Consider the following 12,819-nt stretch of genomic DNA (forward strand, 5'->3'; position numbering starts at 1 on the left):
GTGGATCCTTCTCAATAAAGGGCGGTATCAGGCCTGGCCATAGTCACGGGCGCCAAACAAGGCGGTGCCAATCCGAACCCAGGTGGCACCTTGTGCAATGGCGGCTTCCAGGTCGTGGCTCATGCCCATGGACAGGGTATCAAGTGGCAGGCTCAAGCGTTCTTGTAAAATTCGCACGCTGGCGAACGCGGCCTCTTGGGCGTCGGGGTCGTCAGTGGGTTCGGGAATGGCCATCAGGCCGCGTAGCTTGAGCCGTGGCAATGCGCTGATGGCCTGCGCCAGCGCTTCCAGTTCAGCGGGGGCGCAGCCGGATTTGCTGGCCTCGCCGCTGACGTTTACCTGGATGCAGATATTCAATGGGGCCAGCCCTTCGGGGCGTTGCTCGGCCAGGCGCTGGGCGATTTTCAGGCGGTCGACCGAATGCACCCAGTCGAAGTGTTCGGCGATGGCGCGGGTTTTGTTCGACTGAATAGGGCCAATGAAGTGCCAGGTCAGCGCCAGGTCGGTAAGCTGCGTCTGCTTTTCCAGGGCTTCTTGCAGGTAGTTCTCGCCCACGTCGCGCACCCCGGCAGCGAATGCCTCGCGCACGGCCTCGGCCGGCTTGGTCTTGCTCACCGCCAGCAGGCCGATGGTCGCCGGGGCGCGCCCACATGCCTGGGCGGCTGCTTCAATGCGAGCAATTACCCGGGAAATGTTGTCTGCTATCGTGGACATTGAATTTCTGCCAGCGGGTTTCAGGTCTGCGGCATTCTACCTGCTTGTCTGTATTTGAGGAGCCTCATGGACATTACTGAATTGTTGGCATTCAGCGCGAAGCAAGGCGCATCTGACCTGCACCTGTCGGCCGGCTTGCCACCAATGATCCGTGTGGACGGCGACGTTCGCCGCATAAACCTGCCTGCTCTGGATCACAAGCAGGTTCACGAGTTGATCTACGACATCATGAACGACAAGCAGCGCAAGGACTTCGAGGAGTTTCTGGAAACGGATTTTTCCTTCGAAGTACCCGGCGTAGCGCGGTTTCGGGTCAACGCGTTCAACCAGAACCGCGGCGCAGGGGCGGTGTTCCGGACCATCCCCTCGAAAGTGCTGAGCATGGAAGACCTCGGCATGGGAGATGTGTTTCGCAAGATTACAGACGTGCCCCGTGGCCTGGTGCTGGTGACCGGGCCGACCGGTTCGGGCAAGTCGACCACCCTGGCCGCGATGATCGACCACCTGAACAACAACAAGCACCATCACATCCTCACCATCGAGGACCCGATCGAGTTCGTTCACGAATCCAAGAAGTGCCTGGTCAACCAGCGCGAAGTGCATCGCCATACCCTGGGGTTCTCCCATGCATTGCGCTCGGCACTGCGCGAGGACCCGGATGTCATCCTGGTGGGTGAGATGCGTGACCTGGAAACCATCCGCCTGGCCCTGACTGCCGCCGAAACCGGGCATTTGGTGTTTGGTACGTTGCACACCACGTCGGCGGCGAAAACCATCGACCGGGTGGTGGATGTGTTTCCGGCCGAGGAAAAATCGATGGTCCGCTCGATGCTCTCGGAGTCGCTGCAGGCGGTGATTTCCCAAACCTTGCTGAAGAAAATCGGCGGCGGGCGAATCGCCGCGCACGAGATCATGATCGGCACCCCGGCCATTCGCAACCTGATCCGCGAGGACAAAGTGGCGCAGATGTATTCATCCATCCAGACCGGTGGTTCGATCGGCATGCAAACCTTGGACATGTGCCTCAAAGATCTGCTCGCCAGAGGCCTTATCGCCCGTGATAGCGCCCGCGAAAAGGCCAAGCTGCCCGACAACTTCTAATTGCAGGCCGCCCTGGGTGAGGGCGGCCAGGCGATCAGCGCTGCGTCACCCGCAGGGTAGGCTCGTTCGGCAGTACGCGCTTGGCGACCACATAGCGGCTCTGCCAGTAAGGCTTCTGCAGCGTATCGATGGTCACCGCTTTGCCCCGGCGCGGGGCGTGGATAAAGCGGTCGTTGCCCAGGTAGATTGCAACGTGGTTGACCCGACGGCTCTTGATATTGAAGAACAGCAGGTCACCTGGCTTGAGGTCTTTGCGGTCGACCTTTTGCCCATGGCCGCTGGCCATGGCATTGGACGTGCGCGGTAAGTCTAGCTCGTCGACATCATTGAAGGCGTACTTGACCAACCCACTGCAATCAAAACCCTTGCTCGGGCTGCTGCCGCCCCAGCGGTAGGGGGTACCCAGCACATTGACCGCGCGGCTGAGCACTTCGCTGCTCTGTTTGGCCGAGCGGCTTTCGCGGGTAGGGGTTGCCACGATGTGGCGTGTCACTTTCAGCGAGACCGGGGCGGTGCGGGCACTGGTAGCAGCTTGGCTGGACTTGACGGTATAGCCGTTGAAGCCGTTGGGAAGACGTTGCTCACGGTTGGTGGCGTGGGCGGCCAGGGGTAATAATAGGCAAATAGTTAGCCATGACTTTAAAAAAGGACGCATTGGCAGGGCTCTTGGTGGTTAAGCGCGCAACTTTATAACAGCTTTTTGTAGGGTTTTTGTTCCGTTGGTCGAGACGAACGGGCTGCGAAAAGCGCTCAGCACGCGCATAACGACGCCTATCAGGCCACTAGACACCGTAGCGCCGGGCATTACAGCGGATTTACCGCGAACATGCCATACGTCGGCTGATGACAAAAAAGTCACATAATCGTTTAGAAAATTTAACTATCACAGGGTAGGAACCCAGAATGAATAGCTATCAGAACATGACTCAATGGCACGATACCCATAGCAAGGCGCTGGGCTACTTGCTATGGATATTCGGCTTCACCGGTGCCCACCGTTTCTATTACGGCAAGCCGGTGACCGGTACCCTCTGGTTTTTCACCTTTGGGCTATTTGGCATTGGCTGGTTGATCGACTTCTTCCTCATCCCCTCCATGGACCGCCAGGCCGACCTGCGCTTTCGTGGCGGTACGACCAATTACAGCGTGGCGTGGATCCTGCTGACGTTCTTGGGGTTGTTTGGCGTGCACCGGATGTACCAGGGCAAATGGATCACCGGGATCCTCTACCTGTTCACTGGCGGGTTGTTTCTGGTGGGCGTGCTGTATGACTTCTGGACCCTGAACGACCAGATCTCCGTGGAGAACGCTCGGCGCTCGTAGGTTCTGCACGTAAAGTGCCTGCGCGTCGACCAGGCTGCGTTAAAAACAGGCTCGGAATGCTCATTGACAACCAGTCAACTCCGCTTCCTCGCCTGTTTTTGCCTTGCCTGATCGCCGCTCGGCGACTTTACGTACAGAACCTAGGGCGCTGGCGGCCGGGGGCTTGCCCCCCCGACCTTGTCCGGGCATCAGCCGCCGAAGCTGAAATGCCCGTCTACCAGGGTGTAGCGCACCGCGCCGGGCAGAGAATGGCCGAGGAACGGGCAGTTCTCGCCTTTGGAGTGCCACTGCTCGCCTGCTACGGTCGACACGTTGGGGTCGAACAGCACGATATCTGCAGCGGCCCCTACGTTTAGCCGGCCAGCCGACAGGCGCAGGGCATCGGCAGGGCCGGCACTGAGGCGAGTGAGCAGGGTGGGGAGGTCCAGCAGGCCGTCTTCGACCAGGGTCAGGGCCAGCGGCAGGAGCAGCTCGACGCTGCTGATGCCGGGTTCGGTGGCGCCGAACGGGGCCAGTTTGGCGTCCCGCTCATGGGGTTGGTGATGGCTCGAGATGGCCTGTACCACCCCACTGCGTACGGCTTCGCGCAGCCCGTCGCGGTCGGCGCGGGTGCGCAGGGGCGGCTGCACGTGGTACAGGCTGGAGAAGTCGATCAGTGCCTCGTCGGTCAGGATCAACTGATACAACGCCACGTCGGCGGTTACCGGCAGGCCACGGGCCTGGGCTTGTTCGATCAGCTTGACCCCGCGCGCGCTGGTCAGTTGGCTGAAGTGGGCACGCACACCGCTTTGCTCCACCAGCAGCAGGTCGCGCGCCAGGGCCACGGTCTCGGCCGTTTCAGGGATCCCCGACAGGCCGAGAAAGCTCGCCGTAGGGCCTTCGTGGGCCAAGCCGCCTTGGGCCAGGTCGCGGTCTTGGGAGTGGAAAATAACCGTCAGGTCGAAGGTCGCGGCATATTCCAGTGCCCGGCACAGCGTGCGGTTGTTGGCGAAGCTGCTCAGGCCGTTACCGAAGGCAATGCAGCCGGCATCGCGCAGGGCCACCAGTTCGGCCAGCTGTTCACCGTCCAGGCCTTTGCTGAGGGCACCGATGGGGTAAACCTTGGCGTACCCGGCTTCGCGGGCGCGGTCGAGGATCAGCTCGGCGACGGCCGAGGTGTCGAGGATCGGCTTGGTCTGCGGTGGGCAGCACAGGCTGGTCACGCCACCTGCTGCCGCGGCACGGGTTTCACTGGCGATGGTGCCTTTGCGGCTGAAGCCGGGTTCGCGCAGGGCCACGCTCAAGTCGACCAGGCCTGGCGCGGCGACCAGGCCGCTGGCCTGCAAAGTACGGCTGGGGGTGAAGCCCGCCGGCGCGTCGCCCAAGGCGATGATTTTGCCGTTGTCGATATGCACGTTCAGGGTTTGGTCCAGGCCGCTGCTGGGGTCGATGACCCGCGCACCAAGAATACTGAGGCTCACTGCGCGCTCTCCTGCTCGAACTGACGTTGGGCGGTCTGGCCGCTCATGGCCATGGACAGCACGGCCATGCGCACGGCAATGCCGTAGGTGACTTGGTTGAGGATCACCGAATGGGCGCCATCGGCCACGGCCGACTCAATCTCCACACCTCGGTTGATCGGCCCGGGATGCATCACGATCGCATCCGGTTTGGCCCCGGCCAGGCGCGCGGTGGTCAGGCCGAACAGGCGGTAGAACTCACCTTCGCTGGGCAGCAGGCCGCCCTGCATGCGCTCGCGCTGCAGGCGCAGCATGATCACCACATCGACGTCTTTCAGGCCCTGGGCCAGGTCGGTGTAAACCTTCACCCCATATTGCTCGACACCCACCGGTAACAGGGTTTTCGGCGCGACCACACGGATGTCCGGGCAGCCCAGGGTTTTGAGGGCGATCATGTTCGAGCGCGCCACTCGTGAATGCAGGATGTCGCCGACGATGGCCACCGATAGGTTCTCGAACCCGCCTTTGTGCCGGCGAATGGTCAGCATGTCGAGCATGCCCTGGGTGGGGTGGGCGTGGCGGCCGTCGCCGCCGTTGATGATCGCCACCTGGGGGCACACGTGCTCGGCGATAAAGTGCGCGGCACCGGAATCGGCATGGCGCACCACGAACATGTCCGCGGCCATGGCCTCAAGGTTGCGCAAGGTATCGAACAGGGTCTCGCCCTTGCTCGTGGAGGAGGTCGATACGTTCAAGGTGATGACGTCGGCCGATAGCCGCTGGGCGGCCAATTCGAACGTGGTGCGGGTGCGTGTCGAGTTCTCGAAAAACACGTTGCACACGGTCTTGCCGCGCAGCAACGGGACTTTCTTCACCGCGCGCGCGCCGACTTCAAGGAATGAGTCAGCGGTGTCCAGCAGTTCGGTCAGCAGCGGTTGCGGCAAGCCGTCGATGGAAAGGAAGTGGCGCAACTGGCCCTGGTGGTTGAGCTGCAGCGGGCGCTTGGCATCGATTGGCGTCATCGCGGGGACTCTTGAACAGTGGCAGGGGCTAGGTCTTGGCGTTCGAGGGCCAGGGGTGAGGGGCCGATCAGTTTGACCCGTTCATGGGCGGCCAGGGCGAGGGTGGCGCCGACCACGTTGGGGCGGATCGGCAGCTCAGCGGCGTCCAGGTCTAGCAGGGTGACCAGGGTCACGCTGGCCGGCCGGCCGTAGTCGAACAGTTCGTTAAGGGCGGCGCGAATGGTGCGCCCGCTCATCAGTACGTCGTCAATCAACACCAAGTGCTGACCTTCGATCTCAAAGGGCAGCTCCGAAGGCTGCACTTGCGGGTGAAGGCCGTTCTGGCTGAAGTCGTCGCGGTAGAACGAGACATCCAGAATGCCCAGCGGCGCCTCGGCCTGCATGGCTTCGAGCAGCGCCTGGGCTACCCAGACGCCACCAGTACGGATACCGATAAAGCGCGGTTCATCAATGGCGCGCCGTTGCAGATGGGCCTTGAGGTCGATCGCCATCTGGCTGATCAGCCCGGACGGGTTGGGTAGACTCATGCTTGCTCCTTGGAACCCGGTAGCCACTCGCTCCAGGTGAGACGACTATCAGGAATCGAACGTTCCGGCGTGGGCTTCCAGCCAGCCTTGCAGCAGCAGCTTGGCGGCGATGGCGTCCACGGGGTTATCACGGTAACTGCCGCGCTGCCCGCCACGGCTCATGCGCTCGCCCTTGGCTTCGAACGTGGTCAGGCGTTCGTCGTGGGTATGCACGGGCACGTTGAAGCGGCCATTAAGGCGGCGGGCAAATTTTTCTGCGCGCTCGCTCATTTCGCTGGGGGTGCCGTCCATGTTCAGCGGCAGGCCTACGACAATGGCGTCAGGCTTCCACTCGGCGATCAGCGCTTCGACCTTGGCCCAGTCGGGGGCGCCATTCTGCGCTTTGAGGGTGCACAGTTCGCGGGCCGATCCGGTGATCACCTGGCCAACGGCAACGCCGATTTGCTTGGTGCCATAGTCGAAACCCAGGAGTAGACGCACACCTGCCATCAGGCGTGGCCCGCCTGGCTGGTCAACAAGCTGAGGTTGACGCCCAGCCGCGCAGCGGCGGCATTGAGGCGCATCTCTGACGGCGTGGCAAACAGGATGTCAGCGTCGAAGGGACAGTTCAGCCAGGCATTGTCGGCGAGCTCGGCCTCCAGTTGGCCAGCTTCCCAGCCCGCATAACCCAGGGTGATCAAACTTTGCGCGGGGCCCATGCCGTCGGCAATCGCGAACAGCACGTCTTGGGAAGTGGACAAGGCGATATCACCCAGCTCCACCGTGGCCTGAAACTTCATGCCCTTGGGGTGCAGCACGAACCCGCGGTCGGTTTGCACCGGGCCGCCGATGTAGATGGGAACGGCCTGGCAGGCCGTTGGCGGTTCGATGTCCGGGCGCAATTGCTCAAGGATATCGGCCAAGTTGAGCTCTTGCGGGCGATTGACCACCAGGCCCATGGCGCCATTGGCCGTGTGCTCGACGATGTAGGTCAAGGTCTGCGCGAAGTTCGGGTCAGCCATGTGCGGCATGGCGATCAGGAACTGATGCTTGAGGTAAGTCGCTTCGACGTTTTTCATAGGGCTTAGTGTGGCTTCGGCGGACCGGCAAGACAAGTTGGTGATGCAGTTTTATCGGGATCAGTTGCTCGACAGTCGGTCACCTTTGGCGAAACGCCAGGTCCGGATGATTTCCAGCCGGTCGACATCGGCCAGATCGCCGGTGAACGGGGCAAACGGCGCGGCCAGGCGGACGATACGTTGCGCGGCCTGATCGAGCAGCGGCTGCCCCGACGATTCAAGCACCAGCACTTCATACAGCGAGCCGTCGCTGTTGATCGACACCATCAGGCGCAAACTGCCGTAGATCTGCTGGCGGCGCGCTTCGTCTGGGTAGTTCAGGTTGCCGATGCGCTCGACTTTCTTGCGCCAATCGTCCTTGTACCAGGCGCCTTTGTCGCGCATGGTCGAGGCCGCACTCAAGCGGTGGATGCGCGGTCGCTTGGCATAGGCCTGCTGTTCATTGGACAGCTCAGCCTCAAGGCTGGCGATTTCGCTGGAGAGTTGCGAACTGTCGAAGTCGGGGGTTGGGGTCTTGGGTTTTTCCTGTTGCTTGACCTCGGCCGGTTTGCTCTCGGTCTTGCGCGGGGCAGGTGCCACAGTGGCCACGGCCTTCTTTTCAGGCGCGGGCTTGGGCTGCGGCTGCTTGACCGCTGGCGGAGGGGTGACTTTGTTGATTTTGTTGTCTTGAAACGGTGCGACCTCGGTGGTCTTGGGCACCGCCTTTTTCTCCAGGGTGCCACTACCTTGCTGGTTGTCCTGGGCCAGGTAGTCCGCATCCTTGGGCGGCGCCTGGCTTTTGAACGTGGCCAGGGTGATTTCCAGGGTCTTGCTGATGGTCGGCGGCTTATCCATGCTGAACCCCACGCCTAACAACAGCGCCAAGTGCAGCAGGGCCGCCACGAACAGCGTGAAACCGAGCCGATCCGCCGGGCGCACGGTGGCGCGAAGCGGTTCAGGGGTAAGGTCGGCAGCAGAAGTCATTGAATATCCAGCAGTCTTGCACCTGGGGCAATGCGGCAACGCCCAGTCATGGAAATGGGCGTGCATCATAACCCACTTGGCGGTGTTGCCCTTGCCGGCCCGTCAGCGGGCCTTGAGCTTACGATCAATGGCGTCCATCAATTGGCCACCAATGTCAGTCCCAAAGGCGTTGTCGATTTCTCTGATACAGGTCGGGCTGGTCACGTTGATTTCAGTCAGGTGCTCGCCGATCACGTCCAGGCCTACGAACAGCAAGCCTTTCTCGCGCAGCGTCGGGCCGATCTGCTCGGCGATCCAGCGGTCTTTGTCGCTCAACGGGCGTGCTTCGCCGCGCCCGCCTGCGGCCAGGTTGCCACGGGTTTCGCCGGCGGCCGGAATGCGCGCCAGGCAGTAGGGGACCGGTTCGCCGTCGATCATCAGGATGCGCTTGTCGCCATCCTTGATGGCCGGCAGGTACCCTTGCGCCATGATCTGCTGAGTGCCGTGGGCGGTGAGGGTTTCCAGAATCACCGAGAGGTTGGGGTCGCCCGGGCGATGGCGGAAAATCGAAGCGCCGCCCATGCCGTCCAAAGGTTTCAGGATCACGTCGCCGTGTTTGGCGGCGAATTCGCGCAGGATGTCGGCACGGCGGCTGACCAGGGTCGGCGGGGTGCACTGGGGGAACAGCGTTGCGAACAGTTTTTCGTTGCAGTCGCGCAGGCTCTGCGGCTTGTTCACCACCAGCACGCCTGCGGTTTCGGCTTGTTCCAGCAGGTAAGTGGCGTAGATGAATTCCAGGTCGAAGGGTGGGTCCTTGCGCATCAGAATGACGTCGAGGTCGGCCAGCGGTGCGTCAGTTTCGGCTTCCAGTTCGAACCAATGTTGCGGGTCGGCGAACACCTTCAACGGGCGCATGCGCGCGCGCGCCTGGCCTTCACTCTGGAAGAGATCTTGCATTTCCATGTAGAACAGCGTCCAGCCACGGGCCTGGGCGGCCAGGAGCATGGCCAGCGAGCTGTCCTTTTTGTAGGAGATGTTTGCGATGGGGTCCATCACAATACCGAGGCGAACGGTCATGTTGATTCCTCTCGTCGGCGGGCGCCGGTGTGCTGTACAAAGTCGCTCAGGGTGGCGCTGCACGCGCGTGCGGTCAAGTTGAGAGTGTGCTAAAAAGACTCGCCTGGCGCCAAATTCGACGTGTGTCCGCCATTCAAGAGTCTTTCATGGAACAGCAGCCCGCAGCGCTCAAGGTGATGGTGATCGACGATTCCGGGACGATCCGGCGCACCGCCGAGTTGTTCTTGAAGAACGTCGGCTGCGAGGTCATCACCGCAGTGGACGGTTTTGACGCTTTGGCCAAGATCGCCGACAACCACCCAGGGATTATCTTTGTCGATGTCATGATGCCGCGCCTGGACGGTTACCAGACATGCGCCCTGATCAAGAACAACAGCGCTTTCAAGGCGACGCCGGTGATCATGCTGTCATCGCGTGACGGCCTGTTCGACAAAGCCAAAGGGCGCATCGTGGGCTCCGATCAATTCCTCTCCAAGCCGTTCAGCCAAGATGAACTGCTCGGTGCGATCGAGGCCCATGTGCCGGGGTTCATTGCCGCGCCACACAAAGCACACTGACCGCGCTGCCGCGTGGTCGAACCAGTATCCGCTATGGGGAAGAGTATGGCTCGAATTCTGATCGTCGATGATTCACCCACTGAAATGTACAAGCTGTCCGGCATGCTGGAAAAGCACGGGCATCAAGTGCTCAAGGCCGAAAACGGCGCCGACGGTGTGGCCCTGGCGCGCCAGGAAAAACCCGATGCGGTACTGATGGACATCGTCATGCCAGGCCTCAATGGTTTTCAGGCCACTCGCCAGTTGACCAAAGACCCGGAAACGAGCGCCATTCCGGTGATTATCATCACCTCCAAAGACCAGGAAACCGACAAGGTCTGGGGCACTCGGCAAGGGGCCAGGGAGTACCTGACCAAACCGGTCGACGAAGACACCCTGGTAAGCACGCTAAACGCGGTGCTGCAAGGCTGATGCGGGCATGAACCTGGCCCGTCGGCGTACCGCCTTCGACCTGTTACTGGACATCGACCAACGCTGCCGCGCGCGCGCAGCGGTGCTGCCCTCTCAAGAGGCGCCCCTGCACCGCTGGAGCGGCATAGGCTTTCGCCTGGCCGGGCAGTGGCACGTAGCGCCCATGGGCGAAGTGGCGGAGGTGTTGCACGAGCCGCGCTTGACCCCCATTCCAGGGGTCAAACCCTGGGTTCGAGGGGTGTCCAACCTGCGCGGGCGGCTGCTGCCGATCATGGACCTGTGCGCGTATTTCGGTTACGAGCTGAGCCCGCTGCGTAAACAACGGCGGGTGCTGATCGTCGAGCACCGCGACGTGTTCGTCGGGCTGTTGGTGGACGAAGTCGCCGGGTTGCAGCATTTTTCCCTGGCCGGTCACGATCTATCGCAGCCGGGGGTACTTGACCCCGGTATCGCACCGTTCGTACAAGGTTATTTCCAGCGCGAGCAGGCCTGGTGTGTGTTTAGCCCCTACGCTTTAGTGCAAGCATCGGGTTTTATGAGCGTCGCGCTCTGAGTCGTTCACTAGCCTTACAGGCGGGGGCCTGAACATGTTGAAGGGATTGGCTGGCAACAGCTTGCAGGGCTCGCGGGCCAGTGCGCAGATTGCAGTGCTGTTCGTGGCCTTGATCGTGTTCATCGTTTTGCTGTTCGCGAATTTCGCCTACCTGAACACCCAGTCGACCTACGACAAACAATACATCGGCCATGCTGGCGAGCTGCGGGTGCTGTCCCAGCGCATTGCCAAGAACGCCAGCGAAGCGGCCTCGGGCAAGTCCGAAGCGTTCAAGTCGCTGGCCGACGCGCGCGATGATTTCGACGTGCGTTGGGGCTATCTGCGCCAGGGCGACAGCAAGTCCGGGCTGCCGGCGGTGCGCAGGACAGTGCACGCCGAGATGGCCGCGGTGCAGCGCGACTGGGAGCGCCTGCGCCGCAGCACCGATGTGATTCTGCAGAACGAACAAACCGTGCTGTCGTTGCACCAGGTGGCGGCGACCCTGTCCGAGACGGTGCCGCAACTGCAGGTGGAGTACGAGAAGGTCGTTGAAATCCTTCTCCAGCGGGGCGCCCCTGCTAACCAGGTGGCGGTGGCGCAGCGCCAATCGTTGCTGGCAGAGCGCATTTTGGGCTCGGTCAATACGGTGCTGGCCGGGGATGAATCGGCGTCTTTGGCGGCGGAGTCCTTTGGCCGCGATGCCAACCGCTTCGGCCAAGTGCTCAACGGCATGCTGGAAGGCGATGCCGCTATCAAAGTGACCCAGGTCACCGACAGCGCCGCACAGGCGCGCCTGCATGAGATCGCCGAGCTGTTCCAGTTCGTCTCCGGCTCGGTCGATGAAATCCTCGAAACCTCCCCTGAACTGTTCGACGTGCGCGCCTCGGCCAGCAGCATCTTCAGCCTGTCGCAAACCCTGCTCGACGAGACCTCGCAACTGGCCAGTGCCCTGGAACGCCAGGCCGGCGGCCGTTCGCTGGGTAGCATCGGGGGCTACATACTCGGCCTGGCCGCGCTGGCGTCGATCATTTTGATCGCCTTGGTGATGGTGCGCGAAACCCGCCGCCAACTAAGCGCCACCGCCGAGAAAAACGAACGCAATCAGAACGCGATCATGCGCTTGCTGGACGAAATCGAGGACCTGGCCGATGGCGACCTGACGGTCACGGCGTCGGTCACCGAGGAGTTCACCGGCACCATCGCCGACTCCATCAACTACTCCATCGACCAGTTGCGCGAACTGGTGGTGACCATCAACCTGACCGCCGAGGAGGTCGCTGCCGCTGTGCAGGAAACCCAAGCCACGGCGCGCCAGTTGGCCCGGGCTTCGGAGCATCAGGCGCAGCAGATCAGCGATGCCTCCATGGCAATCAGCGATATGGCACAGTCGATTGACCAGGTGTCGACCAATGCCTGGGAGTCGGCCAAGGTCGCGGAGCGTTCGGTGACCATCGCCAACAAAGGCAATGAGGTGGTGCACAACACCATTCGTGGGATGGACAACATCCGCGAGCAGATCCAGGACACCTCCAAGCGGATCAAGCGCCTCGGCGAGTCTTCCCAAGAGATTGGCGATATTGTCAGCCTGATCGACGACATTGCCGAGCAAACCAATATTCTGGCCTTGAACGCGGCGATTCAGGCTTCCATGGCCGGCGAGGCCGGGCGCGGCTTTGCGGTGGTCGCCGACGAAGTACAGCGCCTGGCTGAGCGCTCATCCTCGGCCACGCGGCAAATCGAAACACTGGTGCGTGCCATTCAAAATGACACCAATGAAGCGGTGATTTCCATGGAGCAAACCACCACCGAGGTGGTGCGCGGCGCGGCTCTGGCGCAAGACGCCGGCGTGGCCTTGGAAGAGATCGAAAGCGTATCCGAAGACCTCGCGGCGCTCATTCAGACCATTTCCAATGCGGCTCAGCAGCAAACCAGCTCGGCCGGGCAGATTTCCCACACCATGTCGGTGATTCAGCAGATCACCGAACAGACCTCCTCGGGCTCCAGCGCGACCGCCGAAAGCATCGGTAACCTGGCCCGCATGGCCAGCGAAATGCGCCGCTCGGTGTCGGGTTTCACCCTGCCAGCCGTGCCCGAGGAGCCTTGAGCGCATGAACGG

The 12,819-nt window shown here is 61.9% G+C and carries 15 protein-coding genes; 6 read left to right on the forward strand and 9 right to left on the reverse strand.

The window, feature by feature from the left end:
• Window positions 1-27 precede the first annotated feature (27 nt).
• Window positions 28-714 carry a YggS family pyridoxal phosphate-dependent enzyme gene (locus QCL65_RS02425; protein WP_407314525.1) on the reverse strand — a complete coding sequence of 229 codons (687 nt, stop codon included), beginning with the start codon at window positions 712-714 and terminating at the stop codon, window positions 28-30.
• Between the two features lie 66 nt (window positions 715-780).
• On the opposite strand from QCL65_RS02425, the gene QCL65_RS02430 reads away from it, so the two are divergent.
• Complete coding sequence (locus tag QCL65_RS02430; RefSeq protein WP_407314527.1) at window positions 781-1,815, forward strand: type IV pilus twitching motility protein PilT; 1,035 nt, start codon at window positions 781-783, stop codon at window positions 1,813-1,815.
• A 34-nt stretch (window positions 1,816-1,849) separates the two neighbouring features.
• Here the strand turns inward: QCL65_RS02430 and QCL65_RS02435 are convergent, their stop codons facing one another.
• Window positions 1,850-2,470 carry a C40 family peptidase gene (locus QCL65_RS02435; protein WP_407314529.1) on the reverse strand — a complete coding sequence of 207 codons (621 nt, stop codon included), beginning with the start codon at window positions 2,468-2,470 and terminating at the stop codon, window positions 1,850-1,852.
• 266 nt (window positions 2,471-2,736) lie between these two features.
• On the opposite strand from QCL65_RS02435, the gene QCL65_RS02440 reads away from it, so the two are divergent.
• Window positions 2,737-3,138, forward strand: coding sequence for an NINE protein (locus QCL65_RS02440; RefSeq protein ID WP_407316637.1), 402 nt, complete (start codon window positions 2,737-2,739; stop codon window positions 3,136-3,138).
• Between the two features lie 188 nt (window positions 3,139-3,326).
• Here the strand turns inward: QCL65_RS02440 and QCL65_RS02445 are convergent, their stop codons facing one another.
• The 7 genes from QCL65_RS02445 to gshB all read right to left on the reverse strand — a co-directional run bounded on the left by QCL65_RS02445 (window position 3,327) and on the right by gshB (window position 9,203).
• Window positions 3,327-4,598 (reverse strand): dihydroorotase, encoded by a 1,272-nt coding sequence (locus tag QCL65_RS02445; RefSeq protein WP_407314531.1) that lies wholly within the window; start codon window positions 4,596-4,598, stop codon window positions 3,327-3,329.
• Window positions 4,595-5,599 carry an aspartate carbamoyltransferase catalytic subunit gene (locus tag QCL65_RS02450; RefSeq protein ID WP_407314533.1) on the reverse strand — a complete coding sequence of 335 codons (1,005 nt, stop codon included), beginning with the start codon at window positions 5,597-5,599 and terminating at the stop codon, window positions 4,595-4,597. The genes QCL65_RS02445 and QCL65_RS02450 overlap by 4 nt, the downstream gene beginning before the upstream one ends.
• The gene (gene pyrR / locus QCL65_RS02455) at window positions 5,596-6,126 is read right to left on the reverse strand and encodes a bifunctional pyr operon transcriptional regulator/uracil phosphoribosyltransferase PyrR (protein WP_407314535.1); all 531 of its coding nucleotides are present in this window, start codon (window positions 6,124-6,126) and stop codon (window positions 5,596-5,598) included. The genes QCL65_RS02450 and pyrR overlap by 4 nt, the downstream gene beginning before the upstream one ends.
• Window positions 6,127-6,174: 48 nt before the next feature.
• Window positions 6,175-6,615, reverse strand: a complete 441-nt coding sequence (gene ruvX / locus QCL65_RS02460) for a Holliday junction resolvase RuvX (RefSeq protein WP_407314538.1) — start codon at window positions 6,613-6,615, stop codon at window positions 6,175-6,177.
• Entirely contained in the window at window positions 6,615-7,184 is a 570-nt protein-coding gene (locus QCL65_RS02465; protein WP_407314540.1) for a YqgE/AlgH family protein, read from the reverse strand. Before QCL65_RS02465 ends, ruvX begins: the two co-directional genes overlap by 1 nt.
• A gap of 60 nt (window positions 7,185-7,244) precedes the next feature.
• Complete coding sequence (locus tag QCL65_RS02470) at window positions 7,245-8,147, reverse strand: TonB family protein (protein ID WP_407314542.1); 903 nt, start codon at window positions 8,145-8,147, stop codon at window positions 7,245-7,247.
• Window positions 8,148-8,249: 102 nt separating this feature from the next.
• Complete coding sequence (gene gshB / locus QCL65_RS02475; RefSeq protein WP_407314544.1) at window positions 8,250-9,203, reverse strand: glutathione synthase; 954 nt, start codon at window positions 9,201-9,203, stop codon at window positions 8,250-8,252.
• A gap of 146 nt (window positions 9,204-9,349) precedes the next feature.
• On the opposite strand from gshB, the gene pilG reads away from it, so the two are divergent.
• The 4 genes from pilG to QCL65_RS02495 are packed head-to-tail and all read left to right on the forward strand — an operon-like array spanning window position 9,350 to window position 12,807.
• Window positions 9,350-9,760, forward strand: coding sequence for a twitching motility response regulator PilG (gene pilG, locus QCL65_RS02480; RefSeq protein ID WP_407314546.1), 411 nt, complete (start codon window positions 9,350-9,352; stop codon window positions 9,758-9,760).
• Window positions 9,761-9,805: 45 nt separating this feature from the next.
• Complete coding sequence (pilH, locus tag QCL65_RS02485; protein WP_407314548.1) at window positions 9,806-10,171, forward strand: twitching motility response regulator PilH; 366 nt, start codon at window positions 9,806-9,808, stop codon at window positions 10,169-10,171.
• Between the two features lie 13 nt (window positions 10,172-10,184).
• Complete coding sequence (locus tag QCL65_RS02490) at window positions 10,185-10,724, forward strand: chemotaxis protein CheW (RefSeq protein WP_407316639.1); 540 nt, start codon at window positions 10,185-10,187, stop codon at window positions 10,722-10,724.
• A 34-nt stretch (window positions 10,725-10,758) separates the two neighbouring features.
• Window positions 10,759-12,807 carry a methyl-accepting chemotaxis protein gene (locus QCL65_RS02495; protein ID WP_407314550.1) on the forward strand — a complete coding sequence of 683 codons (2,049 nt, stop codon included), beginning with the start codon at window positions 10,759-10,761 and terminating at the stop codon, window positions 12,805-12,807.
• Window positions 12,808-12,819: the final 12 nt, after the last annotated feature.

The sequence above is a fragment of the Pseudomonas sp. nanlin1 genome, from assembly GCF_045571515.1.
In the GTDB taxonomy this organism is placed as follows: Bacteria; Pseudomonadota; Gammaproteobacteria; order Pseudomonadales; family Pseudomonadaceae; genus Aquipseudomonas.